Genomic DNA, 25,932 nt, shown 5'->3' with positions numbered 1-25,932 from the left:
TCGCATAGGTGCAGATGCCGAGGGCATAGGCGCCGTCGTCCAGCCAGTTCGGCTCGTCCGACCAGGCGCGAACGCCGTCAACGCGGCCATCGTAGAAGCCGAGCACGTTTGGCGCCGGGCGAACCAGCCGCATGGTTGAGCCGAGAGGTGGCTTTGTCATTGGCGCGGTCTCGCGGGTTCAGGCGATCATCTGGCCGAAGCGATCGACCTCATCTGAAGTCGTGGCAAAGCTGGTGACGAAGCGATAGAGCAACTCGTCCTCGCCGACATGGCCGTCGAAGCCGTGCGGCCTGTGCCAGTCGTAAAAGGCTGCGCCGACGGATTGCAGCCTTTCGGCTTCCGCCTTTTTCATCACCGCGAACACCTCGTTGGCCTGCGGCAACCAGGCGAGCTTCGCCGTTGCCGAATCCTCGATCGCAGCCGCCAGGCGCGCGGCCATGGCATTGGCATGACGGGCCGTGTCCAGCCACAGGCCGTCCGTGAAGTAGGCGTCGAACTGCGCTGCGATGAAGCGCGACTTGGAGAACAGCTGTGCGGCGCGCTTGCGCAGGAAGGACAACTCCTTGGCGCGGTCTAGATCGAACAGCACCACCGCTTCGGCGCACCAGCAGCCGTTCTTGGTGCCGCCGAACGAGACGATGTCGACGCCGCGCTTCCAGGTCATTTCGGCCGGCGTCGTCTCAAGCGCGACCAATGCGTTGGCAAAACGGGCGCCGTCCATATGCAGCGGCAGGGAAAAGCGTTTGGCGATCTCCGAAATGGTGGAAATGTCGTCGAGCCCGTACACTGTGCCGACTTCGGTCGATTGGGTGATCGAGACGGCCGTCGGGCGTCCCCAATGGACGATTTCGGGTGCGAAACGGGCGACGGCGCGTTCAAGGTTGTGCGGATCGATCTTGCCCAGGGCGCCGTCGACAGCATGGAGACGCGAGCCGCCGCTGAAATATTCCGGCGCGCCGCATTCGTCCTCGATGATGTGCGATTCGCGGTGCGCAAAGGAAATGCCGCCGGGCTTGTTGTAAGCGGCCAGGGACAGCGAGTTGGCCGCCGTGCCGGTAGCGACGAAGAACACCGCGACCTCGCGTTCGAAGATCTCGCTGAAACGCTGGTAGACGGCCCGGTCGAGATCGCCATCGCCATAGGCGGTCGAAAAGCCGCCAGCATTGGCTGACAGCCCGGCGGCAATGTTGGAATGGACGCCCGCCCAGTTGTCGGATGCAAAGAACATCAGGAAAGTCCCTGCCTGGTTGAGAAAGTCTGGTTGCGACAAGAGCGCGACCATGGCCGTTTCGGGGTTTGACGCGCAAGGGCCAAGGGCTGAAAAAGCGGTAAAGCCAAAGGCGATCACGAAGGAGTGCCGGGACCGAAATTTCGTTTCAACAGCGCCCGACGTAATTTTCTGTCGCCAAACGTCCAAGAATTTGGTGAATCGGTCTTGTGTGCGCCCAGGATTTCTGCCATAAAAATTTAGGACAGTAGTGCTGTCTTATTTTGTCGCACAAGTCAGGCTGGATTGGCGTATCATTTGGGCCACTCCGGCCGTTGCCGCGAGCGACGGGTAGACGGCTCGGCTGTGGCCTGTACGATACCGGATACGAACCGGCGGTGCACCGCACGGTCCGCCAAGGATTTCGAAAAGACGTGCCGCAAGAATGAGAGCGGAAGCCAGTCGCTTCCCAAGGTAGACCAGCGCCCCAAATGCTAGACGTGCAAGGGGCCGGATCGGAGGACAGGACGATGACGGAACTGACGCCATCTGCGATTATCGGCCAGGCCGCGCAGACGAAAGCGGCAGCCGTTAAAAATACCGTTCTGACCAAAGAAGGCCGAACCACCAACGGCCTGACCGGCAACGGTATGGCCGCGCAGGGTCTCTACGATCCGCGCAACGAGCATGACGCGTGCGGCGTCGGCTTCATCGTCAACATGAAGAACGTGAAGTCGCACCAGATCGTCAAGGACGGGCTCTTCGTGCTCGAAAACCTGACGCATCGCGGCGCTGTCGGCGCCGATCCGCTGATGGGCGACGGCGCCGGCGTGCTGGTGCAGATTCCCGATCATTTCTTCCGCGAAGAGATGGCGGCCCAGGGCGTCGAACTGCCGGCGGCAGGCCAATACGGCGTCGGCCACTGGTTCATGCCGCAGGATGCGGCACTGCGCGCCCATATCGAAGAGATCATCGCCGAATCGGCGCTGTCAGAAGGGCTGCCGCTTTTAGGCTTTCGCGACGTGCCAGTCGACAATTCATCGCTGTCGAAGGCGCCCGATATTGCGGCCTCCGAACCGTTCCATCGCCAGGTCTTCATCGGCCGCACATCGGACATTCCAGATGACGAGGAATACGAGGCCAGGCTGTACCTGCTGCGCAAGGTGATTTCCGGCCGTATCTACGCCGAGAACAACAACAAGGATATCGGCGCCTACTGTGTGTCGCTATCGGCGCGTACCATTGTCTACAAGGGCATGTTCCTGGCCTACCAGGTCGGCGCCTATTACAAGGATTTGTCGGATCCGCGTTTCGAGACCGCGCTGATCCTCGTCCACCAGCGCTTCTCGACCAACACCTTCCCGTCCTGGAAGCTGGCGCACCCCTACCGCATGGTCGCGCATAATGGCGAGATCAACACGGTGCGCGGCAACAACAACTGGATGGCGGCGCGCCAGGCCTCGGTCGATTCCGAACTGTTCGGCAACAACATCTCGAAGCTGTGGCCGATCTCCTATGACGGCCAGTCCGACACGGCGTGCTTCGACAATGCGCTCGAGTTCCTGTTCCAGGGCGGCTACAGCCTCAGCCATGCCATGATGATGCTGATCCCCGAAGCGTGGGCCGGCAACAAGCTGATGGATGCCGACCGCAAGGCTTTCTACGAATACCATGCAGCCCTGATGGAGCCGTGGGACGGGCCGGCCGCGGTCGCCTTCACCGACGGCCGCCAGATCGGCGCCACGCTCGACCGCAACGGGCTGCGGCCGGCGCGCTACATCGTCACCGACGACGACCGCGTCATCATGGCGTCAGAGGCCGGCGTGCTGCCGGTGCCGGAGGAGAGGATCGTCAAGAAGTGGCGGCTGCAGCCCGGCCGCATGCTTCTGATCGACCTCGCCAAGGGCCGCATCATTTCCGACGAGGAGATCAAGTCGGAGATCGCCACCAGGCATCCCTACAAGACCTGGCTCAACAACACGCAGCTGATCCTCGAGGATCTGAAGCCGGTGGAGCCGCGCGCGCTGCGCAAGGATGTCAGCCTGCTCGATCGCCAGCAGGCTTTCGGCTACACGCAGGAAGACACCAAGCTGTTGATGTCGCCGATGGCGACCACCGGCCAGGAAGCCGTGGGTTCGATGGGCACCGACACGCCGATCTCGGCGATGTCGGACAAGTCGAAGCTGCTCTACACCTATTTCAAACAGAATTTCGCCCAGGTCACCAACCCGCCGATCGACCCGATCCGCGAGGAGCTGGTGATGAGCCTGGTGTCGTTCATCGGGCCGCGGCCGAACATCTTCGACCTGGTCGGCAATTCGCGCCGCAAGCGGCTCGAAGTGCGCCAGCCGATCCTGACCAATGGCGATCTGGAAAAGATCCGCTCGATCGGCCACACCGAGGACCGTTTCGACACCAAGACCATCGACATCACCTACGGGTCGAGCGAGGGCGCGGCCGGCATGCAGGGCGCCGTCGAGCGTCTGTGCGAGCGGGCGGAAGCCGCTGTCGCCGGCGGCTACAACATCATCATCCTGTCCGACCGCCAGGTCGGTCCCGACCGTATCGCCATTCCGGCACTGCTGGCGACGGCTGCCGTGCACCACCATCTGATCCGCAAGGGTCTGCGCACCGCGGTCGGCCTGGTCGTGGAATCCGGCGAGCCACGCGAAGTGCATCATTTCTGCTGTCTCGCCGGCTACGGCGCCGAGGCGATCAACCCCTACCTTGCCTTCGATACGCTGCTCGACATGCACAAGCGTGGCGAACTGCCGGCTGAGGTTGACGCCTACGAGGTGGTCTCGCGCTACATCAAGTCGATCGGCAAGGGCATCCTCAAGGTGATGTCGAAGATGGGCATCTCCACCTATCAGTCCTATTGCGGCGCGCAGATATTCGACGCCATCGGGCTGAAGTCGGATTTCGTCGAGAAGTACTTCACCGGCACAGCGACGCTGATCGAAGGTGTCGGCCTGGACGAGGTCGCGGCCGAGACGCTCAGCCGCCACACCGACGGTTTCGGCAACGATCCGGTGCTGCGCAACAGCCTCGAGGTCGGCGGCGAGTACATGTACCGCATGCGCGGCGAAGCCCATATGTGGTCGCCCGACGCCGTCGCCACCTTGCAGCACGCCGTGCGTCAGGGCTCGTGGGAGACGTTCAAGGAGTATTCCGCGCAGATCGACAGCGAGACGGCCCGTGCTCAGACCATACGCGGCCTGTTCAGGATCAAGCTTGCGGAAGAGACCGGCCGCAAGAAGGTGGCGATAGAGGACGTGATGTCGGCGGCCGATATCGTCAAGCGCTTCTCGACCGGGGCGATGTCGTTCGGCTCGATCTCGCGCGAGGCACACACGACGCTGGCGCGCGCCATGAACCAGATCGGCGGCAAGTCGAACACCGGCGAGGGCGGCGAAGAGGCCGACCGCTATCTGCCGCTGCCCGGCGGCAGCAAGAATCCCGAACGTTCGGCGATCAAGCAGGTCGCCTCGGGGCGGTTTGGCGTCACCGCCGAGTATCTCGTCAATTCCGATGTCATGCAGATCAAGGTCGCGCAGGGCGCCAAGCCCGGTGAGGGCGGCCAGCTGCCCGGCCACAAGGTCGACGCCACCATCGCCAAGGTCCGGCACTCGACGCCTGGCGTCGGCCTGATCTCGCCGCCGCCGCATCACGACATCTATTCGATCGAGGATCTGGCGCAGCTGATCTATGATCTGAAGAACGTCAACCCGGCGGCCGACGTATCGGTCAAGCTGGTGTCGGAAGTCGGTGTCGGTACGGTTGCGGCCGGCGTCGCCAAGGCACGCGCCGACCACATCACCATATCGGGCTATGATGGCGGCACCGGCGCGTCGCCGCTGACCTCGCTCAAGCATGCCGGCAGCCCGTGGGAAATGGGCCTAGCCGAGACGCACCAGACGCTGGTGCTGAACGGGCTGCGCTCGCGCGTTGCGCTGCAGGTCGATGGTGGCTTGCGCACGGGGCGCGACGTCATCATCGGTGCGCTGCTCGGTGCCGACGAGTTCGGCTTCTCGACCGCGCCGCTGATCGCGGCCGGCTGCATCATGATGCGCAAGTGCCACTTGAACACCTGCCCGGTCGGCGTCGCGACGCAGGACCCGGTTCTGCGCAAGCGTTTCAAGGGCACGCCCGAGCATGTCATCAACTTCTTCTTCTATGTTGCGGAAGAGGTGAGGGGGCTGCTGGCCGAGATGGGCTACACCCATATCGACCAGATCATCGGCGACAGCGACCTGCTGGAAAAGCGCGAGATGATCCAGCATTGGAAGGCGCGTGGGCTCGATTTCGGCAAGATGTTCTTCAAGCCGGACGCGCCGCATGAGGCGGTGCACTGGACCGAACGGCAGAAACACCCGATCGACGATGTACTCGATCGCAAGCTGATCGAACTGGCGAAGCCCGCGCTCGAAAGCAAGCAGCCGGTCAAGATCGAGGTCGACATCCGCAATGTCGATCGCTCCACGGGCGCCATGCTGTCGGGCGAAGTCGCCAAGCGCTTCAGGCACAAGGGCCTGCGCGAGGACACGATCCAGGTGAAGCTGACCGGCACCGCCGGCCAGTCGTTCGGCGCCTTCCTGGCGCGCGGCATCTCGTTCGATCTCGTCGGTGCGGCCAACGACTATGTCGGCAAGGGCCTGTCGGGCGGACGCATCGTCATCCGGCCGCCGGAGGAGTCCAGGATCGTCGCGGCGGAATCGATCATCGTCGGCAACACCGTCCTCTATGGCGCGACCGAGGGCGAGGCCTATTTCGCAGGTGTCGCCGGCGAGCGCTTCGCGGTGCGCAATTCGGGCGTCGCCGCCGTCGTTGAAGGCGTCGGCGATCATGGCTGCGAATACATGACCGGCGGCATCGTCGTCGTCATCGGCCAGACCGGTCGCAACTTCGCTGCCGGCATGTCGGGCGGCGTGGCCTATGTTCTGGATGAGGCCGGCGATTTCGCCGCGCGCTGCAACATGGCGATGGTCGAGCTGGAGCCGGTTCCGGAAGAAGACGATCTGATGGAAAGGCTGCTGCATCATGGCGGTGACCTCGACCACAAGGGTCGCGTCGACGTCTCGGGCGACATGACCACCCATGACGAGGAACGGCTTTACCAGCTTATCTCGAACCACGTCCATTTCACCGGTTCGGTACGCGGCCGCGAGATACTCGACGACTGGACGACCTTCCGGCCGAAATTCCGCAAGATCATGCCGGTCGAATACCGCCGCGCGCTGATCGAGATGGAACGCATGCGCATGGGCGTGGCGGCGGAATAGGTTTTTCGACTTGCCGGGAGGCGCAGGCTTCCCGGCGGAACTTTCAGCGACAGTTTGACCTCGGATGCAAGGTTGCCACGGCTGCCTCAAGGGGTTAACGGGTGCGAAAACCGCACCATCTGGACAGCAGGAACTGGACTATGGGCAAGGTAACAGGCTTTCTCGAAATCGACCGGCAGGTGCACAAGTACCAGCCGGCCTCCGACCGCATCCGGCATTTTCGTGAATTCACGCTGCCGATGTCGGACAAGGAGGTCGAGAAACAGGCCGCGCGCTGCATGGATTGCGGCATCCCGTTCTGCCACGGGCCGACCGGTTGCCCGATCCACAACCAGATCCCGGACTGGAACGACCTCGTCTACAATGGCGACTGGGACAATGCGATCCGCAACCTGCATTCGACCAACAATTTCCCCGAGTTCACCGGCCGCATCTGCCCCGCGCCCTGCGAGGAAGCCTGCACGCTGAACCTCGAGGACATTCCGGTTGCCATCAAGACTGTCGAACAGGCAATCGCCGACAAGGCTTATGAAACCGGCCATATCCGGCCTTATCCGCCAGAGAAGAAGACGGGCAAGCGGGTCGCTGTCATCGGCTCCGGCCCGGCAGGGATGGCGGCGGCGCAGCAGCTTGGCCGCGCCGGCCACGAGGTCAGCGTTTATGAGCGTGAGAGCCGTCCCGGCGGGCTGATGCGCTACGGCATTCCCGACTTCAAGATCGAGAAGCACTATATCGACCGCCGCATCGAGCAGATGCAGGGCGAGGGCGTGACCTTCCATTGCGGCGTCAATGTCGGCGTCGACAAGCCGGTGGCAGAGTTGCTCGCCGGATACGATGCGGTGCTCTATTGCGGCGGTTCGGAATCGCCGCGTCCGGCCAATATTCCGGGCGACGATCTCGGCGGCGTCTATGACGCCATGCCCTATCTGGTGCAGCAGAACCGTCGCGTCGGCGGCGAGCCGATCCAGTCGGTGGCCTGGCCGTCGCATCCGATCATCGCCGGCGGCCAGCATGTCGTCGTCGTCGGCGGCGGCGATACCGCGTCCGACTGCGTCGGCACCGCCTTCCGCCAGGGCGCGGTGCGCGTCACCCAGCTCGACATCCGCCCGCAGCCGCCGGAGAAGGAAGACAAGCTTTCGGTCTGGCCCTACTGGGCGACCAAGATGCGCACCTCGTCCTCACAGGCCGAAGGCGCGGAGCGCGAATTCCAGGTGGCGACGCTAGAATTCATCGGCGAGGACGGCCAACTGACCGGCGTCAAGTGCTGCGAGGTCGACGAGAAGCGCAAGCCTATCCCCGGCACCGAATTCGTCATCCGTGCAGACCTCGCCTTCATCGCCATCGGCTTTGCCGGCCCGGCCGCCGTGGGCGTCGCGAAAGAGCTGGACGGTGAGATGAAAATCACCACCGACAGCCGCCGTTCCCGCAATGTCGAAGCCAACGATCGCGACTACAAGACCAGCGTCGACAAGCTCTACGCCGCAGGTGATGTGCGCCGCGGCCAGTCGCTGGTTGTGTGGGCGATCCGCGAAGGCCGCCAGGCCGCGCGCTCGATCGATGAAGCGCTGATGGGGTCGACGGTACTCCCCCGTTAACGGTTGATCGCCGTCGTCGTATCCGTCGCGGCAGCGGCCTTGGGCGGCCAGGAGAAGTCGTCGGCGCGACCGGGCGAGGCCTCGGGCGCCTTGCCTTCGAGGATTAGTTTTTCGCCGGGCAGATCCGGATTGGCTTTCGGCGCCGCCGCCGCACCGAGAAGCTCGGTCCCGCCGTCGAGCGCCGGATCGTTGAGCAGCATCGGAACGGTGCGGTCGACCACGATCGGGGCGGCGGGCAGCGACGGCGCCTCGACCGGGGCGCCGGCCGGTGCGGCAGCCGTCACCACGCTTCCTGGCGCTGCCAGGCCGAGGATCTTGGCCAGCGGCTTTTCGGTGTAGAAGGCGAGCTTTCGCTTGCCGGCTTTCGAGACGTTGATGCCGTCGTCGGAGCGCAGCCGCACGGCCTGGCCGTTAATGTCGGGGCCGGTCGAGACAAAGGCGCCGTTCTCGTCGACGAACCCATCCCAGACATCGACGAATTCGCCGCCGTTCTTCTCGGCAGCCGAGTGGTAGATGTCGTTGAAGGCGAGCATGTCGGAGGTCATCTTCGGCGTCTTGAAGGCTGGCATGCCGACCCACAGATAAGGCACCTTGGTCGCCGCCAGTGCCTTTCCCAAGGCTTCGGTCCGGCGTTCGTATTCCTTGGTCCAGTTCTCGGAGCGCGGCTGCTCGCGCACATCGTTGACGCGCATCTGCTGGCGGTCGTTGGAGCCGAGCATGACGACGACCACGGAGGGTTTTTCGGTCTCGACCAGCGATTTGACCTGTTCGGGCCAATTGTAGACATCATCGCGCACGAAACCCGAAGAACCGTTGGCGCGCTCGACGATCCTGACGTTGGCATTGTCGGCAAAGGCTGTTTCGAGGCCTTCGGCCAGGCCGTTGGCCATGAAATCGCCGATCACCAGAACGACGCGGGCATCCGGTGTCTTCTCGACAATCGGAGCGGAAGGTTCAACGGGTGCACGGGGCTTCTTCTTGACCTTCGGCTTTGCCTTGCGGACGTCGAGCGGCGGCTCGATGCGTTCGCTGCGGCGCGGGAACAGAAGGTCGCGCAGCGACCAGCCGCGGTTCTGCGGTTGTTCCTGCGCCAAAGCCGGTGTGTGGAAACTGCCGGCGACCCCCGTCGCCAGGACAACGATGGCCAGAACGAGGATCGGCAAGCGGAAAACGATCACACGGATACGCGCTGCCGAAACCAAGCACCCTCTCCATCCCTTGGTGCATGGCCCTCGCAGCGGATCATGCACACATCAATGCTACGGCATCCTTGTGCGCCGCAATGCGCGGCGCTGCCGATGGCTCTATTTCTTTCTGAGCCATTTGAGCACTTCCATGCTCGGATACCCGTCCTGGGTCAAGCCGACCGTTGCCTGATAGGTCATGATGGCGGTTTTCGTGCCGTCACCGATCTTGCCGTCGAACTTGCCGTCGTAAAGTCCGTGCTGCGAAAGCCGCTTCTGCAACTCCTGCCTTTCCTCGAAGGACAGTTTGGTGAAAGGCCGCTTCCAGTCCTGCACCAGACCATTAGAGCCGGCGATTTCGTCGGCAAGAAGGCCGACGGCCAGGGCATATTTGTCGGCGTTGTTGTAGGCCTTGATGACGGAGAAGTTCTTGATCATCAGGAAGGCCGGTCCGCCGCGGCCGTCCGGCACTTTCAGCGTCGCCTTGTCGGTTGCGTTCTTGAACGGCTTGCCATTGGCCCTGGCGACGCCGAGCGCCTGCCACTGCGCCAATGTCTTCGAGCCGGCCGGCAGTTTGCCCGCCGGAATGGTGACCTCGTAGCCCCAGGTCTTGCCGCCCTGCCAGCCATTCTTCTTCAGCAGATTGGCTGATGTCGCCAACGCATCGGGGATCGAATTCCAGATGTCGCGCTTGCCGTTGCCGTCCATGTCGACGGCATAATGCTGGTAGCTGGTCGGGATGAACTGGGTCTGGCCCATGGCGCCGGCCCAGGAGCCCATCAGGTGGCTTTCGTCGATGTCGCCGGTCTGCAGGATTTTCAGCGCGGCGACCAATTGGGTGCGGGCGAATTTCGAACGCTTCGGGTCGCCATAGGCGAGGGTTGCCAGCGAGCGGATGACATTGCGCATGATGTCGTCGCGCTTGAGGCTCTCGCCATAATTCGATTCCATCGACCAGATGGCGAGCAGGATGTAGCGGTCGACGCCGAACCTCGCCTCGATCCGTTCCAGCCACGGCTTCCATTTCCTGGCCATCTGCTGGCCGACGGCAACGGACTGGTCGTGGACGCGGTTGTCGAAATAGTCCCAGGCAGGTGCGGTGAATTCGGGCTGGGTGCGTGCCTTTTCCAGCACCACCGGGTCGGGTTCATTGATGCCCCGGAACGCCCGGTCGTAGACCGCGCCGGAAACGCCGCCCGCCACGGCGGTGGCGCGGAAGCCGGCGACCCATTGCCGAAACCCGGCATCGGCGAAGGCCGGTCCGGCCGGCATCAGCAAGGCGAGCGAGAGGCTGGCCGCCGTCAGCACGCTGGTAAAGAGTTTTGCGGCACTGCGAACGGACATATTTTCCCCTTTCTTTATCTCAGGAAAGACATTCATCGCCGAACCGGGTTAGCAATTGGTTTACCATAGGCGGCGCCTGGAACGAAAAGACACCTGGATGCTTTACCGGTTGATGTTTCCCTCAATGGCCCGATAATCCACAATTCCGGCGCGAAAATGTCGCGAGGCGGGATTGCCGGGCACGCCCTCAAACGGATAATTGACGCATGAAGCGAGTTCGCAAGGCAGTTTTCCCGGTCGCCGGTCTCGGCACACGGTTTCTCCCGGCCACAAAGGCCATCCCCAAGGAGATGCTGACCGTCGTCGACCGGCCCGTCATCCAGTATGTCGTTGATGAGGCGCGCGAGGCCGGCATCGAACATTTCATCTTTGTCACCGGCCGCAACAAGGCGGTCATAGAAGACCATTTCGATATCCAGTTCGAGCTCTATGATACGCTGGCACAGCGCGGCAAGGACGAGCAGTTGGCCCGCCTGCAGCGGCTGCAGCCGGCGCCTGGGCAGACCTCCTTCACCCGCCAGCAGGTGCCGATGGGGCTTGGCCATGCCGTCTGGTGCGCCCGTGAACTGGTCGGCGACGAACCCTTCGCGCTGTTGCTGCCCGACATGATCATGCAGTCGGAGAAGAGCTGCACGAAGGCCATGGTCGAGCTCTACGAGGAGACGGGCAACAACATCATCGCCGTGCAGGAATGCGATCCGGCCGAGACCCACAAATATGGCATTGTCGGCCGGGGCGAGGACACGCATCACGGCTTCCGCATCACCGAGATGGTCGAAAAGCCGAAGACCGGCACCGCACCGTCCAATCTCTACATCAACGGCCGCTACATCCTGCAGCCCGAGATTTTCAAGATCCTGGAAAGCCAGGAAAAGGGCGCCGGCAACGAGATCCAGCTCACCGACGCGATGCTGAAGCTGGAAAAGCAGCAGCCCTTCTTTGGCTACCACTTTCAGGGCCGCACCTTCGATTGCGGCTCGCCGGAAGGGTTCGTCGAGGCCAATGTCGCCTTCGCGCTGTGGCGCAGCGACATGAACGAGAACATGGCCGGCGTCATCCGCACGCTGCTCGATGAGATGAAGCCGTCCGAGCGTCGCGGCGCTGCTTTTTAGCTACCGCTGCAGCTTCAGCCCCAAGTAGATGCTGTTGGCGGTGTAGTTGCGCCCGGGCAGATTGCTGGTCAGCTTTTCGGTGCGGGCGCGGCTGGTGAGGCCGACATAGCGGTTCAGCCACCAGGTCAGCCCGGCCTCTGCACTCAGCGTCATGTCATGGCCGTCGGAGCCGGTGTAATTGCGCCAGTCGAGCCCAAGGGCTGCGTTGCCGGTCAGGTCGGCGCGGATCTGCCGCTCGCCGGTGAGGCGGCCGGAATAGAGGATGTCGCCGCTCTCACCGGCATTCGTTGTGCCTTCGACCGTGGTTCGCCCGGTGAGGCTGATGATGGTACCGCGCTCGGGCGACCATTTGAGGTCGGCATTGATGGTGGCTCCCGAAATCGCCTCCAGGTTCTTGTCGTCGATCGCCTCCCTCAGCCAGCCGGCCGAGAACTCACCTTTGAGCTTCTCGCCCATGTCGACTTCGACACCGGCGCGTGCGCCAAGCCGGGTCGAAGAGCGCTCGAAGCCCTTGTTGTCGATCCGTTGGTCATATACCCGGCGGCCGAGCTCAATCTCGGCAAAGGGCGTCAGAGCCGGGGAAATTTCATAGCCGGTCCGCAACGTTGCGGTGTAGAGCGTGTTGTCCTGATCCTTCTGCGACAACACGGTGCCGTCCGTTAGCTTGGCGTCGCCATAGATGTCGTGGGAGACTGCGCCGGTCAGCGCAAAGCGCATCTTGCCGACGTCCTTCTCGACGCCGAGGCTGCCGTCGACCGTCTGGCGGATCGGCTGCGATTTGACGCCGGCAATGGCGTCGGGCGCGGAGGCCGATTCCGGTGCAATCTCGTAGCCGAGCTTGGCGATGGCGCGCAGTTCATTGTCGAGGTCGACATTGTACGTGCCTTGGATACGGCCGCGTGCCTCATTGATCTTCTGGCCCGAAATGGTGTTGCGGAAATTACCGTAGCCGTCGATGACCGCCGAATTCTCGCGCCAATCGGAGGCGGCGGAGAAACGCAGCGCCGTTTCGGACAGCACCGCCGACTTGCCGCCAGCGCTGGAATCGGCGTTCGACGTGACGGCAACGCCCTGCTCGAGCGCCGGCCGCAGCAGGAACGAGCCGACCTTGATGCCGGTTGCCGCGTACGGGTCGTCCTCGAGCTTCTTCTTCAGGCCCTCGATGGCGTCGGTGCGCTCGGCGCCGGGGTCGAGCTTTCGTCGGTCGACGCCGTCGACGGTGAGGACACGGCGGTTGGCTATGTCCTGATCGGCGTCGCCTGCCGCAGTGCCGTCCGGAGTCGTTCCGGTGGTGGTCTGGTCCGTGGCTTTGCCAGGCTTCTTCTTGTCGGCAGCCTTGGTTTTGTCCTTGGCCTTGTCTGCATCCGCGTCGGCGCGTTGCTTTGCCGTCGACGGGCGGCGTGGCAGGACGGTTGGCGGCTTGTCGGCGAACGAATCGTCGATGGTCGCCGGCGGGTCGAAAATGCTGTTTGCGCCGGCCTGTGACGGGTCGGTGTCATCAGGCAAGGCGCCATCGCTGGCCGGCACATAAGCGGTTGGCGTGTTTCCCGTGGGGGCGGTGTCGGCAGGGGCGGGCTTGACCTGCGTGTTGGCCTTGCTCAATTGCCTGGCCCGGCGCTGCTGGTCGGACAGGATCGCCGATTCCGAAACTTCGCCGCGCAGCTCGGTCTCCTGGGCATGAAGCGCAGTTGGCCGCAGCAAAGCGAGCACGCTCGTCGCCAGAAGCAGAGCGCAAAACGCTCTGCCCGTTCGACCTTTTTTCTCTTGAGGTTGGGCCCGCGACATCGTCACCACTGCTTGCGCGGCGCAAGCGCGCCATACTTACCGAACCGTAAACGGGGATGGTTAACGGAGGGTTGAAGGGGTGCCTGTCGGACATGGCTGGACGGCAATTCTGTTGGACAGGCGAACGGCAAAGCGCTAATCGCATCAGCCATGCATGCGGGATCCCAAGAAAAGAAGCCTTTGGAGGCTTCGATCGCCTCGGCGCTGAGAACGGTAGCCACGGAACAGGCCGGCGTGGCGGCATTGGCCGCCGCGCTGGAGAACGAACTGGCCGAACCTTTCGCCCGCGCCGTCGACATGGTGTCGCGCATCAATGGCCGCGTCATAGTCACCGGCGTCGGCAAAAGCGGCCATATCGGCACTAAGATCGCGGCCAGTCTGGCTTCGACCGGCACGCCTGCCTTCTTCGTCCATCCGGCGGAGGCCAATCATGGCGACCTTGGCATGATCGCCAGAGACGATGCCATCATCGCCATGTCATGGTCCGGCGAGAGCAGAGAATTGATGGGCATCGTCGCCTATTCCAGGCGCTTCTCGATCCCGCTGATTGCGATTACCGCGGGCGCGGCCTCGGCGCTGGCGCGCGCGGCCGACGTGGTGCTGCTCCTGCCGTCCGTGCCGGAAGCCTGCCCGCACGGCCTGGCGCCGACGACATCGACCCTGCTGCAACTGGTGGTCGGCGATGCGCTGGCTATCGCGCTGCTCGAAGCGCGCGGCTTCACGCCCGACCATTTCCGCACATTCCACCCCGGCGGCCAGCTCGGCGCCAATCTCACGCAGATCCACGAGATCATGCATGTCGGCGAAAGGCTGCCGCTGGTGGCTTCCGGCACGGGCATGCGCGAGGCGATCCTCGAATTGTCGAACAAGGGCTTCGGCTGCGTGGCGATCGCGACGGCGGATGGCGCGTTGGTGGGCATCATCACCGATGGCGACATCAGGCGTCACATCGGCAGCAATCTCATGGAAATGAGCGTCGATCAGGTGATGACGAAAAAGCCGAAGACGGCCACACCGGACACGCTGGTGGCGACGGCGCTGCAGATTATCAACAATTCGGCCATTACGAGCCTGATGGTGGTCGAAGGCAGGCGGCTCGTGGGACTGGTTCATCTGCACGACCTGCTGCGCATCGGCGCCGCCTGAAAAAATCAAAGGACGCGTCGCGTTCGGGAAGCCCTAGGCGACGCGGCCTGATTTTCCGGATCGAAAGCGCCATGCGCTTTCGAAATGTCAAACTGCCTCGACGGTCAGTTCCAGATCGGTGTCGGCCGAACTGACGACGCGCACCTGCGTGCCGGCCGGCAGGTCGGGACCGGAGACGCGCCACAGTGTGTCGCCGAGTTTGATGCGGCCGCGACCGTCCTTGATCGGCTCGGCCAGCGTTGCCATCCTGCCGACCAACTGCGCGCCGCGCCGGTTGAGCAGCGGCTGGTCGCTAGGGGTATTACGCCCACCAACCAGCTTCTTTCCGGCAAAGGCCGAGACCAGCGACAGGGCCAGGAAGGCGAGGACCTGGACTTCCCAGGCCCAGAAGCTTGCGTCCCAGACGAGCAGGGAAATCACACCGATCACCAATGCGGCGATGCCGATCCACAGCATGAATATTCCTGGCGCGATGACCTCCATCACCAGGAGGACGAAGCCCAGAACCATCCAGTTCCACGGACCAAGTTCGGAAATGATGCGGTCGAACATGGGAGTGCGCTCCTATGATCTCAGTTCTCAGCTAGCCTCAATTCTCGCTTGGGCGAACCACCGGAGGGCGGGCGGCCTGCCTGGCGGCGCCGGGGGTGCCTTCGCTGCGGAACACCTCCCTGGCGATCTCGCTTATGCCACCGAGCGTGCCGATCAGCGCCGAGGCTTCCATCGGCATCAGCACGACCTTGCTGTTGTTGGCGGTGCCGATCTTGCCCATCGCTTCAGTGTATTTCAGCGCCACGAAGTAGTTGAGTGCCTGCACGTCGCCCTTGGAGATGGCTTCCGATACAACCTGGGTGGCTCGCGCTTCGGCTTCGGCCGAGCGTTCGCGCGCCTCGGCGTCGCGGAAGGCGGCTTCCTTGCGGCCCTCGGCCTCGAGGATCTGCGACTGCTTGAGGCCTTCGGCGGCGAGGATCTGCGCACGCTTGTTGCGTTCGGCGGTCATCTGACGGCCCATCGATTCGATGAGGTTGGCCGGCGGATTGATGTCCTTGATCTCGACGCGGGTGATCTTGATGCCCCACGGATGCGCCGCTTCGTCGACGACGCGCAGCAGCCGTTCGTTGATGGCGTCGCGGTTCGACAGCAGTTCGTCGAGGTCCATCGAACCCATGACGGTACGGATGTTGGTCATCGTCAAATTGAGGATGGCGTTCTCCAGGCCGGCGACCTGGTAGGCGGCCTGGGCCGCATTGAGGATCTGGTAGAAGGCGATGCCGTCGACGCCCACAATGGCGTTGTCGCGCGTGATGATTTCCTGGCTCGGAACGTCGAGCACCTGCTCCATCATGTTCATCTTGGCGCCGATTCGGTCGACGAACGGCACGATCAGGTTGAGGCCGGGGCTTAGTGTTTTGGTGTAACGACCAAAGCGCTCCACCGTATAATTATAGCCTTGCGGGATTGTCCGGATGCCTTTGATAAGAAGCACCAATACCAGAAAGGCAAGCGCACCAATCGCAATACCGAAACCACTGAAGTCCATTTGAATCTCCCTCAGATGCCGGCCATGGCGTTGATTCCATGCAACCGACTTCACCAAACACTTAGGTGTGTTTCAATAATGTTACAATCAGGTGATCGTTGATTATTAGTGCATGGAATAGCGCAACTGCGGCGATCGATCGCGCAACGTGGCGGCCTCAGACCCAGCCCGACAGCTCGCGCCGCACCATCGCCTCGATCACCGCCATGCCTTCTGCACTGTCGTTGAGGCACGGGATGTGGGCGAACTTCTCGCCGCCGGCGTGATGGAAGGTCTCGGCCGCCTCGCGGCCGATTTCGTCCAGCGTCTCGATGCAGTCGACGGAAAAGCCTGGGTTGACGATGGCGATCGATTTCACGCCGTCCTTCGCCAGTTTCTCGACCGTCTTGTCGGTGTAGGGCTGCAGCCATTCCTGGGCGCCGAAGCGCGACTGGAAGGTGATGATCAGCTTCTTTTCATCCCACCCCAGTCGTTCACGCAACAGCCGTGTCGTCTTCTGGCAATGGCAGTGATAGGGATCGCCCTTCTCGAAATAGGGCTTCGGGATGCCGTGATAGGAGGTGATGACCACCTCGGGCTCGAAGTCTAGCGTTGCCAGATGCCGTTCGATCGAATGGGCGAGCGCCTCGATGTAGACCGGCTCGTCATAGTAGGGCGGAACACTGCGCACGGCAGGCGCGCGGCGCATCTTCATCAAGGCGCGAAACAGCTGGTCGTTGGCGGTCGCGGTGGTGGTCGCGGAGTATTGCGGGTAGAGTGGGAACGACAGGATGCGGTCGCAGCCTTGCTCGACCAGCCTTTGAGCGACGCTCGCGGTCGAGGGGTTGCCGTAGCGCATCGCCCAGTCGACCACGACATCGGGTAGGTCGATGAGCGCTGCGGCCAGCTTTTCGCCCTGCGCCCGGGTGTAGGTGCGCAGCGGCGACTCGTTCCTCTCGCGGTTCCATATCCTGGCGTAATTGGCCCCGGACTTGTTCGGTCTCGTGGTCAGCACCAAGCCGTAGAGGATCGGATACCAGATCGCCTTGTTGAGCTCGATGACCCGCGGATCGGACAGGAATTCGCGGAGATAGCGCCACATCGGCTTGAAATCGGTGCCGTCCGGCGTGCCGAGATTGACCAACATGACGCCGATCTTGCCTGCCTTTACCGGCGGATGTCCGGCCGGTAGCGGGTCGAGCGCTTTCGCGGCTCTGGGGTCGACAGGCGTGGAAAGCGTCATGAAGGTCTCCCGACACCGCGAAAACCGACGATGTCGGGCGAACCTAGCGATGCGGAGCAAGTTTTCAATGCTGCGTCTGGCCGCACCTTACCTTGAAAGCCAAAAACCCGTCCGGTTACCCGGACGGGTTTTGCTGGTCGTGAGTGCGAAGCGAGGTTACTTCGCCGGAATGGTCAAGGTCGCGCCGACAGGAAGCCGGCGTGGTTCGTAGCCTTTGTTGGCCTCGGAGATCACCTTCCACTTGGCGCCGTCGCCGTAGGCCTTCTTGGCGAGATCCCAATAGGTATCGCCGGCGACGATGACATGGCTGGCTTCGGCCGGGGCGGCGTCAGCCGGCTTTGCCGGAGCAGGTGCGGCTTCGGCCGGTTTTGCCGGTTCGGCCGGAGCCGGCGTTGCCGGGGCGGTTTCCGCCGGGACAGTCGGCGGCGTGGTGGTGATGTCGCCGGAGCCTGCCGGCAATGCGGGCATCGCCGGCTCCGCCGGTGCAGCCTCGGCCGGTTTTGCCGGTTCCGCTGGAGCAGGTGCCGGTTCGGCTGGTTTTGCCGGCTCGGCGGCCGGGGCAGCCGCTACGGTTGCGGCAACCTCGGTGATGCGGCCGTCGAGCTTGGGCGTGTAGGGCCGGTGCGCGGCGAGATAGTCGGCGACCACCTGTTCGAGGCCCGGGCCGTAATCATAGGCGTTCTTGGCCTTCTCGGCGAAGACCTTGTAGCCGTCGCCGCCCTGGCGGACGTAATTGTTGGTGGCGACCAGATAGTCCTTGTCCGGATTGATCGGCGCCCAGGCACCGTTCTGCATCACCTCGACCGACTTGACTCGGCCGGCATTGGGCGCGACCGACTTGTCGAAGGAGTATTTGAGACCTGCCACCTGCGGGAAGCGGCCGCCGCCGTCCTCGACCTGGCTGACGCCGTTTTCCAGCCCGGCAACCAGATCCTTGCCGGAAATCTGGAAGGTCGCCAGCGTGTTCTGGAACGGCAGCACGGTCAGCACCTCGCCCATGGTGACGGTGCCCTTGTCGATCGAAGCCCGCAGGCCGCCGCCATTCGAGACGACGATCTCGACGCCCTGTCCCTTGACGCGGTCGAGGATGGCGTCGGAGACGAGGTTGCCCATCGCGCATTCCTTGGTGCGGCAGCTTTCGCGGCTGCCGTCGATGGCCTCGGTGGTCTCGGCCACTTCCTTGTTCTTCAGCGCCTCGATCGGCGCACCGAGTTCCTTGATGCGGGCAAGAACGGCCGGATCGGGAGTGATCGACTTGTCGAGGAAGATCGGGTCGCCGCTGGCTTCCTTGACGTTGCCATTGTCGTCGAACACGACCTTGAATTCGCCGAGATATTTCGAATAGGACGCGGCCTGCACGACAGGCACCTTGGAGCCGTCGGGGTTGTCGACCATCGTCGGATAGGGGCCTTCCGCCTTCGGGTCGGTGTTGGACAGAAGCGAATGGCTGTGGCCGCCGACCACCACATCGATGCCCGGGATCTTGGCGATGACATCGCGCTCGCGCCTGTAGCCGATATGGGTGACGGCAATGATCTTGTTGACGCCTTGCGCCTTCAGCTTCTCGACCTCGGCGGTGATCGACTTCACGTCGTCCTCTATGGTAATGTTGGGGCCGGGAGAGGCGAGTTCCGGCGTGTCGTTGGTCACGGCGCCGACAATGCCGATCTTCTGGCCGCCGACCTCAAGCACAATCGACGGCTTGATCTTGCCTGCGGCGCCGGACTTGTCGTTGGGCACGACATTGGCGCTGACGATCGGGAACTTCGCCTTGTCGAGATAAGGCACCAGCGCGCTCTCGCCATCGTCGAATTCGTGGTTGCCGAGCGTCACCGCGTCGGGCTTGATCTGATTGAGGAATTCCTCCTCCGCCGTGCCCTTGTAGGTGATGTAGAACAGCGATCCCTGAAAGCTGTCGCCGGCATTGAGCAGCAGCACGTTCTGGCCTTCGAGCTTCTTGCGCTCCTGTGCGATCGCGGTGACCAGCCGGCCGGCGCCGCCGATGCACTCACCCTTGGTCTCTTCCTCGGCCGAGCAGGTCGACTCGTATTTGTTGTTGCCTTCGATGCGGCTGTGCCAATCGTTGAAATGCAGGATGTTCAACGTGTAGTCGGCAAAGGATGGTGCGGCCGACAGGCCGAGTGTCGAGGCAGAGAGGGCGGCAATGGCGGCGAGCTTCTTCATCTTCGTCTCCCGGATATGATCAAAGGCGTTTAACGCTCTTGCCCGACTGCAGGATAACAGCCAGCATTTCGGGTATGTTCACATCGCGGTTGTGGCGATGCAAGAAGAATCAGGGCGGATAACCGGCATCGGTTTGCCGGCATAAAAAGGCGGCGGCATCGCGCCGCCGCCATCCGCAAAGCCGCATGGGAAAGGTTCAGCCGCGCCTGGTCAGCACGAAGTTCTGCCCGGCGGAGCTGGTGCAATTCAGCTGGTTTATGGACACCAGCAGGCAGTTGAAAGCGATTGGCTGCTGCCGGATAAGCGAGGTTCCGTTGATCTCGACCGAGGTGGCGCCGGTCTTGGTGTAGCTGCCGTCAGCGAATTTCTCACCGGTCTCCGCCGAAACGGTGGTGAAGACGCCGCCGTTCAATGTCGAGACCGCCTTGCCTTCGGCGTTCAGCCATGAGCCTTCGACGCCTCGCGCCTGCGATGAGATCGGTGGCCCGTCGGAGCCGCCGGTGGTGCAGGCGGCAAGCATCGTCGCAAGAGCGCCCGCCGCGCCCGCAGAAAGAATTTTGCGCGCAATCGTCATATCAAATCCTCTCCTGACGCATCGGCCCAATCGTCAAACGACGTTTTGGAGAACACGATGTGCGTGGCCTCAAGTTTCCAGAGCCGTCCCTCGTGCGTCCAAATGGATGCACACTGCTCTCGTCCGCATCCCTTCAATCGCCCGATTTCCGGGCGATTGCAAGGCAGTGAGGCAGGGGTATGGAACCGCTATCGAACGAGGATGTTGCGGAATTGCCACGGGTCGCTTTTGTCGAGGTCCTCGGGAAACAGGCCCGGACGGTTATCGAGCGGCGTCCAGTCGGTGTAGTAGCCCTTGACTGGTCCGAGATACTGGGACTGCACTTCCAGGCAGCGCTTGTAGTCCATCTCGTCGGCCTCGACGATGCCGGCTTCCGGGTTTTCCAGCGCCCAGACCATGCCGGCGAGCACGGCCGAGGTGACCTGCATGCCGGTAGCGTTCTGGTAGGGCGCCAGCTTGCGGGCTTCGGCCAGCGACAGCTGCGAACCGTACCAGTAGGCGTTCTTGGCATGGCCGTAGAGCAGCACGCCAAGCTCGTCCACGCCATCGACCAGCTCGTTTTCGTCAAGCACATGGTGGACCGGCTGCGGCTTGCCGGCAGCGCCGAACATTTCGTGGAGTGACAACACGGCGTCGTTGCAGGGGTGATAGGCATAGTGGCAGGTCGGGCGGTATTGCACCTTGCCCTTCTTACCGCGCACGGTGAAGAAGTCGGCGATCGAGATCGCCTCATTGTGCGTCACCAGGAAACCGTATTGCGCGCCCGGCGTCGGGCACCAGGAGCGCACGCGGGTGTTGGCGCCGGGCTGTTCGAGATAAATCGCAGCCTTGGAGCCATGCTTGTGCTCCTTGCCGTTCTTCGGCATCCATTTCTCATGCGTGCCCCAGCCGAGCTCGGCCGGCTGCAGCCCTTCCGAGATGAAACCCTCGACCGACCAGGTGTTCCAAAACACGTTCATCGGCTTCGGCTTCTTGGTGCGCTGGGTGTCGCGCTCGGCGATGTGGATGCCCTTGACGCCGGCCTTCTTCATCAGCTTCGCCCAGCCGTCACGGTCGTCCTGCGCGGGTTCGGAAAACTCGAGGCCGAGGTCGCCGGCAAGGTTCAGCAGCGCCTGCTTGACGAACCACGAGACCATGCCCGGATTGGCGCCACAGGTCGAAACCGCGGTAGCGCCGCCGGGCTTGTCGTGCTTCTCCTTGATCAAGGCTTCGCGCAGCGCGTAGTTGGTGCGGCTGGCATTGTCGGCCTTGGCGTCGAAATAGAAGCCGAGCCACGGCTCGACGACGGTGTCGATGTAGAGCACGCCGAGCTTGCGGCAGAGCCGCATCAGGTCGACCGAGCCGGTATCGACCGACAGATTGATGCAAAAGCCCTGGCCGCCACCATTGGTCAAAAGCGGCGTCAGCAGTTTCTTGTAGTTTTTCTCGGTCACGTGCTCCTGCACGAAGGCGATGCCGCGCTCGTCGAGCAGCTTGCGGTCGGTGTCGAGCGGGTCGATGACCGTCATGCGCGACTTGTCGAATTTGAAATGGCGCTCGATCAGAGGCAGCGTTCCCCGTCCGATCGAACCAAAGCCGATCATCACGACAGGGCCGGTGATTTCACCGTAAACGGGCCAGTTTTCATTCGCCATTTTATCGAGCACTCCTTCAAGCAACGCGCCAAAACGGCCGTTCGACCGCCGCGCGACAAACCATAGATCATTGTCACAATAAAGCGAAAAGCAGGGATAAGGTTAGTTCCCGACGGCGCAGATGCGCCTACGGTTCGAGCAGTTTCGCGAATTCCGGCGTGAGCAGCGCTTGTGCTTCGGAGTCCGGGATTTCAACGAGATCGCCGGCGCAAGCCTGGATGACGTTGGGCAAACCTTGCAGTCCGAAGACCAGAACCTGCCTGTCGCCATCGCGCTTCAGGCTGGCGCCGAGATAGTCGCCGATCAAATCGTCGATGCCGCATTCGGCCTCGTAATCCACCTCGGTCTGGTCGCTTGGCTTCTTGCGCTTCTCCTTGACGAAGGTGGCCAGCGAGGGGCCTGGCTTGCCGTCGACCGTATCGGAAAACATGTCCTGAAGGGTAAGCAAGGCGCCACGGCGCACGTCCATGACATAGGCGTCGGAATAGTTGTTCGGATGCGCACCGCCGCAATAGAGGCTGCCGGATTCCGACCAGCTCATCAGCTTCGGCGTCAATGACGTAACTTTGGACGTCGTGTCTTCATAGCCGCCAAGCGAATCGTCGTCCATGCCCTCCATCGGCGGCCCGTCGTGGAAACCGGCATATTGCAGCGCCGCGCATGTCAAGGCGCTGAGGCTGTCATGCCAATGGCGGTTCTGCAGCAAGGCATTGGCGGCTTCGATCGGCGCACTGCCGGCGAGATCGACGATGCGCGGCCTGGCGAATTTGGTGCGCGGATCGGTGACATAGTTGTAGGCTGCATCCGGCCAACCTTCCTTGGCGTCTGCCTTGGGCGCGAAATCCAGCTTGAGATAGTCGTAGGGCGATGCCGCCATGGTGATCGGCGCATCGTCGCCCGAGAATGTCATGTCGGTGAAATCATAGAGATCGCGTGGCGTCGTCGCCGGCGTCTCCGTCTGGGCACGGCTGGCGATCCTTGTCAGCTTCAGCGGCAGGGTCTTTTTGGCAGTCCAGGTGCCTTCCAGCGTCTTGCCCTTGTCGGCGGAACTCAACCGCCAGACGGCGCCGATGGGTGGAGCCTGGCCGTCGCCGCACTTCTTGGCATCGCAGGCTTCTTCCTCGGCCAATTGAAAGGTGGCGCCCTTGCTCGACTTCGCCTGCAGAGGAATATCGACGCCCTTGGAGCGGTAGAAATAGCGGCCCGCCAGTGCCTCTCCAGCCGTCGCCGGATCACCGGTAAACTCGACGACGATGTCGATGTTGCCGAGCTTCCCCGCATAGGTCACCGGTTCCGCATGCGCTGTTGCCGGCAACGCCAGCAATGCACCGAGCAGGACGGCTAGCTTCAGAACATGTCGGATCATCGTCACTCCTGAGCCATGGTTTGCAGGCGTTGCATCAGCCGGTCACGGTCTGATGTCATCCCCTTATAGTCGAGTTGAGCCTCATCCAGCGCCTGCAATTGCGCCGCGAAAGAGGCGGCAAGCGTTGCCCGGTCGGGATGCCGCGCCAGCACTTTCAGCGGGTCGAGATGGATGCGGATGGTGAACAGGATGTCGCGCGACAGAGGCAGTTTGCGCAGCGTCTGGCGCTCGACGCGGATGAAGGCGTGGGCGTTGACGTCGCCGTCGGGAAATCGCGAGGGGCGGTTGGTGGCACGGTCGATGCGCTCGACATTGGAGAGCGGATGATAGAGCGCGTCGCCGGCCTGGATCGACCAGTTGAAGCGTTCGACGGCCTGGCCCTGCAGGCCGTCGAACATGCGGTTGATGAGCTCCGCCGGCCTGGTGCCCGGACCGAAGCCCGGCACCGGTGCGTGGATCTGCTGCAGCGGCCGGCCGAACTTCTCGACCAGCGACCAGGATGACGGGAAACACAGCGAGCCGGCGGCGAGCCGCCAGCCGGTGTCGTCACGGCGCATCAGGATCAGGTCTTCCTGGACGAGCAGCGACGCTGCGACCAGCGGGGCATCGTGGAAGGTGGCGTCAGAGTCGGCTTTGGCGCCAATGACCTCAACCCCGGCATTGGTGCGCCGGTACATCCCGGGAAATGTCGACAGCAGATGTGCTTCGATGAGGCCGCGCACTTCGCGCTGGGTGTCGCGCGTGCCGTCTTCCTCGACAAACACCTTGTCGGGAATTTCGGCATAGAGCCGGCGCTTTTCGGCGAGATGGTCGAAGAGATACCGGTCGACCTCGATCCACTTGTCGAGCTCGAGCGGCTTCAGCCCGATGGTGAAGAGCTTTGAGGAGCCATCATAGGGCGTGTGCGTGGGCTGACGAGAATTCATGCTTCGCTAGAAAGTGTCCAATGCCGGCGGTTATTCTCGCAGCCGCTTCGTATCAGGCCAATGTTGCCGGGATCAAGCCGCGCAGAGAATTGCCGACGAACAGTGTTTTGGCGGATTTCAACTCGTCATAGCTGTGGATCGCCTCCTGGGCGCGCCCTTCGTCCAGCAGCTCGGCGCGCAATACGCCAGGCAGCAGGCCGCAGTCGAGCCTGGGTGTCATCAGCATGCCATCACCGAAATCGGCGAAGACGTTGGTGATGGTGCCTTCGCAGATTTCACTGCGCTCATTTGCGAGCAACACTTCGTCGGCCTGGGTGATCAGATATTCGGAGCGGGCGTGAGTGTAGACTTGCCGCCGGCCGGTCTTGTGGCGCAGCAGCGTGTCGGTGGAGGAGAGCCGGACCCGCGCCAGTCGCAGCCGCCAGACCTTGTCGGCGGCGAGTGGCTCGTAAGGCTGAACAGAAACCGTCACCTCGCCATTGCGCTGCAGGACGAGCCGGGTGCGCAGCGCCGTCTGCTGCGCCCCGATAGTATTCGCCAGCACCTCGCCGATCCGCTGCGGATCGCAGGCAAAGCCGAGTTCTTCCGCCGACCCGTAAAGGCGTGCGAGATGGCGTTCGAAACGCAGAAAGCCCTGGCCGGGCTCCCAGCGCATCGTCTCGATCAGCTCGAAATCGGCGGTGTCCCCGTCGCGAAGCGCGCCTTCAGCAGACACTCCTGATACTCCTCTTGCGCGGTCGAATCGAAGACGACGCCGCCGCCGACATTGTAAACTGCCTCGCCACTGGAAAAGAGCGATATAGTGCGGATCGCCACCGAAAAGCGCATCATGCCGCCAGGCGCGATCCAGCCGATGGCGCCGCAATAGACGTCGCGCGGTGTGTCTTCCAGCTCGTGCAGGATTTCCATCGCGCGGATTTTCGGCGCGCCGGTGATCGAGCCGCAGGGAAACAGCGCGCCAAAGATTTGGCGGATGCCGAGATCAGGCAGAAGCTTCGCCCGCACACGGCTCACCATCTGATGGACGGTCGGGTAGCTCTCGATGCGGAACAGTTCCGGGACTTCCAGCGTGCCGACCTCGCTGATCAGCGAGATGTCATTGCGCAGGAGATCGACGATCATCCGGTTCTCGGCCTGGTTCTTTTCGTCGCTGCGCAAGAAGGACTTCAACCGCGCGTCCTCGGCCTTGGTCGCGCCGCGCGGTGCGGTGCCCTTCATCGGATGGGTTTCGATCATGCCTAAGGCATTGATCTCGAAGAACAGCTCGGGCGAACGCGATAAGACGATGGGATCGCCGAGCGAAATCAGTGCGCCATACTTGACCGGCTGGCGTCCTGTCAGTGCGTCGAAGGCAGCAACCGGATCGCCCGACCATTGGGCACGGACCGGAAAGGTCAGGTTGCCTTGGTAGCAGTCGCCCTTGCGGATGTGGTCGTGAAGGCGCGCGAAGCGTTTGGCGTAGTCCTGAGCGGACCAACTGGCCCTGGCGTCGAAGATGGGGCCATTGGTGGCCGGCGCATCGTTGCGCGGCACGGCCTCTTCGACCGGAGCATCGAACACACCCAGACAAACCAGTGGCGCGCGCCGGCCTTCAGGCAGCAGCGGCACCAGTTTCGGTTCGAGCAGATAGCCCGCTTCGTAGGAGAAATAGCCGGCCAGCCATTTGCCGGCATCGCTCGCCGCCTGCGCGGCCACCAGCGCCGGCAGAAAATCCTTGGCATCATAGGCAATGATGATGTCGGCCTGGTGGTCGAAGACCAACTGACGGCCGCTTTCATCGTTGCGGAAAATGGCAGAGGGCAGGGGCATGGGGCTCGGGTACTGCGGTCGA

The 25,932-nt window shown here is 62.8% G+C and carries 18 protein-coding genes; 4 read left to right on the top strand and 14 right to left on the bottom strand.

All coding sequences use genetic code 11. The features are described from left to right. Positions 1-178 precede the first annotated feature (178 nt). On the bottom strand, positions 179-1,228 hold the full coding sequence (locus NKI06_RS24110) for a threonine aldolase family protein (RefSeq protein ID WP_023686416.1): 1,050 nt from the start codon (positions 1,226-1,228) through the stop codon (positions 179-181). A gap of 509 nt (positions 1,229-1,737) precedes the next feature. Between NKI06_RS24110 and gltB the strand changes: the two genes are divergently transcribed. Beyond that, positions 1,738-6,489, top strand: a complete 4,752-nt coding sequence (gltB, locus tag NKI06_RS24105; protein ID WP_352987437.1) for a glutamate synthase large subunit — start codon at positions 1,738-1,740, stop codon at positions 6,487-6,489. Positions 6,490-6,629: 140 nt separating this feature from the next. Next, complete coding sequence (locus NKI06_RS24100) at positions 6,630-8,084, top strand: glutamate synthase subunit beta (protein ID WP_023710939.1); 1,455 nt, start codon at positions 6,630-6,632, stop codon at positions 8,082-8,084. Here the strand turns inward: NKI06_RS24100 and NKI06_RS24095 are convergent. Both NKI06_RS24095 and NKI06_RS24090 read right to left on the bottom strand, forming a co-directional pair. Further along, positions 8,081-9,286, bottom strand: coding sequence for an SGNH/GDSL hydrolase family protein (locus NKI06_RS24095; protein WP_023820653.1), 1,206 nt, complete (start codon positions 9,284-9,286; stop codon positions 8,081-8,083). The genes NKI06_RS24100 and NKI06_RS24095 overlap by 4 nt on opposite strands. 102 nt (positions 9,287-9,388) lie before the next feature. After that, entirely contained in the window at positions 9,389-10,612 is a 1,224-nt protein-coding gene (locus NKI06_RS24090) for a lytic murein transglycosylase (RefSeq protein ID WP_352987435.1), read from the bottom strand. 206 nt (positions 10,613-10,818) lie between these two features. Here NKI06_RS24090 and galU point away from each other — a divergent pair, with 206 nt between their 5' ends. Continuing rightward, positions 10,819-11,724: a UTP--glucose-1-phosphate uridylyltransferase GalU gene (gene galU / locus NKI06_RS24085; RefSeq protein WP_023714035.1), complete on the top strand. Its 906-nt coding sequence runs from the start codon at positions 10,819-10,821 to the stop codon at positions 11,722-11,724. On the opposite strand, the gene NKI06_RS24080 is transcribed toward galU, so the two are convergent. After that, positions 11,725-13,509: an outer membrane beta-barrel protein gene (locus NKI06_RS24080; RefSeq protein WP_352987434.1), complete on the bottom strand. Its 1,785-nt coding sequence runs from the start codon at positions 13,507-13,509 to the stop codon at positions 11,725-11,727. A 150-nt stretch (positions 13,510-13,659) separates the two neighbouring features. On the opposite strand from NKI06_RS24080, the gene NKI06_RS24075 reads away from it, so the two are divergent. Beyond that, the gene (locus NKI06_RS24075) at positions 13,660-14,655 is read left to right on the top strand and encodes a KpsF/GutQ family sugar-phosphate isomerase (RefSeq protein WP_023671954.1); all 996 of its coding nucleotides are present in this window, start codon (positions 13,660-13,662) and stop codon (positions 14,653-14,655) included. Positions 14,656-14,742: 87 nt separating this feature from the next. On the opposite strand, the gene NKI06_RS24070 is transcribed toward NKI06_RS24075, so the two are convergent. The 10 genes from NKI06_RS24070 to NKI06_RS24025 all read right to left on the bottom strand — a co-directional run bounded on the left by NKI06_RS24070 (position 14,743) and on the right by NKI06_RS24025 (position 25,910). Further along, positions 14,743-15,207: an NfeD family protein gene (locus tag NKI06_RS24070; protein ID WP_023671953.1), complete on the bottom strand. Its 465-nt coding sequence runs from the start codon at positions 15,205-15,207 to the stop codon at positions 14,743-14,745. Between the two features lie 37 nt (positions 15,208-15,244). Beyond that, complete coding sequence (locus tag NKI06_RS24065) at positions 15,245-16,195, bottom strand: SPFH domain-containing protein (protein WP_352987432.1); 951 nt, start codon at positions 16,193-16,195, stop codon at positions 15,245-15,247. Between the two features lie 157 nt (positions 16,196-16,352). Then, on the bottom strand, positions 16,353-17,417 hold the full coding sequence (gene hemH, locus NKI06_RS24060; protein ID WP_352987431.1) for a ferrochelatase: 1,065 nt from the start codon (positions 17,415-17,417) through the stop codon (positions 16,353-16,355). 156 nt (positions 17,418-17,573) lie between these two features. Continuing rightward, entirely contained in the window at positions 17,574-19,601 is a 2,028-nt protein-coding gene (locus tag NKI06_RS24055; RefSeq protein ID WP_023695712.1) for a bifunctional metallophosphatase/5'-nucleotidase, read from the bottom strand. A gap of 196 nt (positions 19,602-19,797) precedes the next feature. Further along, entirely contained in the window at positions 19,798-20,175 is a 378-nt protein-coding gene (locus NKI06_RS24050; RefSeq protein WP_023683250.1) for an Omp10 family outer membrane lipoprotein, read from the bottom strand. Between the two features lie 188 nt (positions 20,176-20,363). After that, the gene (locus tag NKI06_RS24045; protein WP_023828222.1) at positions 20,364-21,809 is read right to left on the bottom strand and encodes a homospermidine synthase; all 1,446 of its coding nucleotides are present in this window, start codon (positions 21,807-21,809) and stop codon (positions 20,364-20,366) included. A 127-nt stretch (positions 21,810-21,936) separates the two neighbouring features. After that, a complete protein-coding gene (locus tag NKI06_RS24040) occupies positions 21,937-23,175 on the bottom strand; it encodes a hypothetical protein (RefSeq protein ID WP_352544935.1) in 1,239 nt (412 codons plus the stop codon). A 2-nt stretch (positions 23,176-23,177) separates the two neighbouring features. Beyond that, the gene (locus NKI06_RS24035) at positions 23,178-24,101 is read right to left on the bottom strand and encodes a heme-dependent oxidative N-demethylase family protein (RefSeq protein ID WP_023751326.1); all 924 of its coding nucleotides are present in this window, start codon (positions 24,099-24,101) and stop codon (positions 23,178-23,180) included. 52 nt (positions 24,102-24,153) lie between these two features. After that, on the bottom strand, positions 24,154-24,816 hold the full coding sequence (locus NKI06_RS24030) for an aminotransferase class IV family protein (protein WP_031192935.1): 663 nt from the start codon (positions 24,814-24,816) through the stop codon (positions 24,154-24,156). Then, positions 24,765-25,910: an aminodeoxychorismate synthase component I gene (locus NKI06_RS24025; RefSeq protein WP_352987430.1), complete on the bottom strand. Its 1,146-nt coding sequence runs from the start codon at positions 25,908-25,910 to the stop codon at positions 24,765-24,767. Before NKI06_RS24025 ends, NKI06_RS24030 begins: the two co-directional genes overlap by 52 nt. Positions 25,911-25,932: the final 22 nt, after the last annotated feature.

The sequence above is a fragment of the Mesorhizobium sp. M0772 genome (assembly GCF_040320135.1).
Taxonomy (GTDB): Bacteria; Pseudomonadota; Alphaproteobacteria; order Rhizobiales; family Rhizobiaceae; genus Mesorhizobium.
This window is presented reverse-complemented; position numbering and strand designations above follow the sequence as displayed.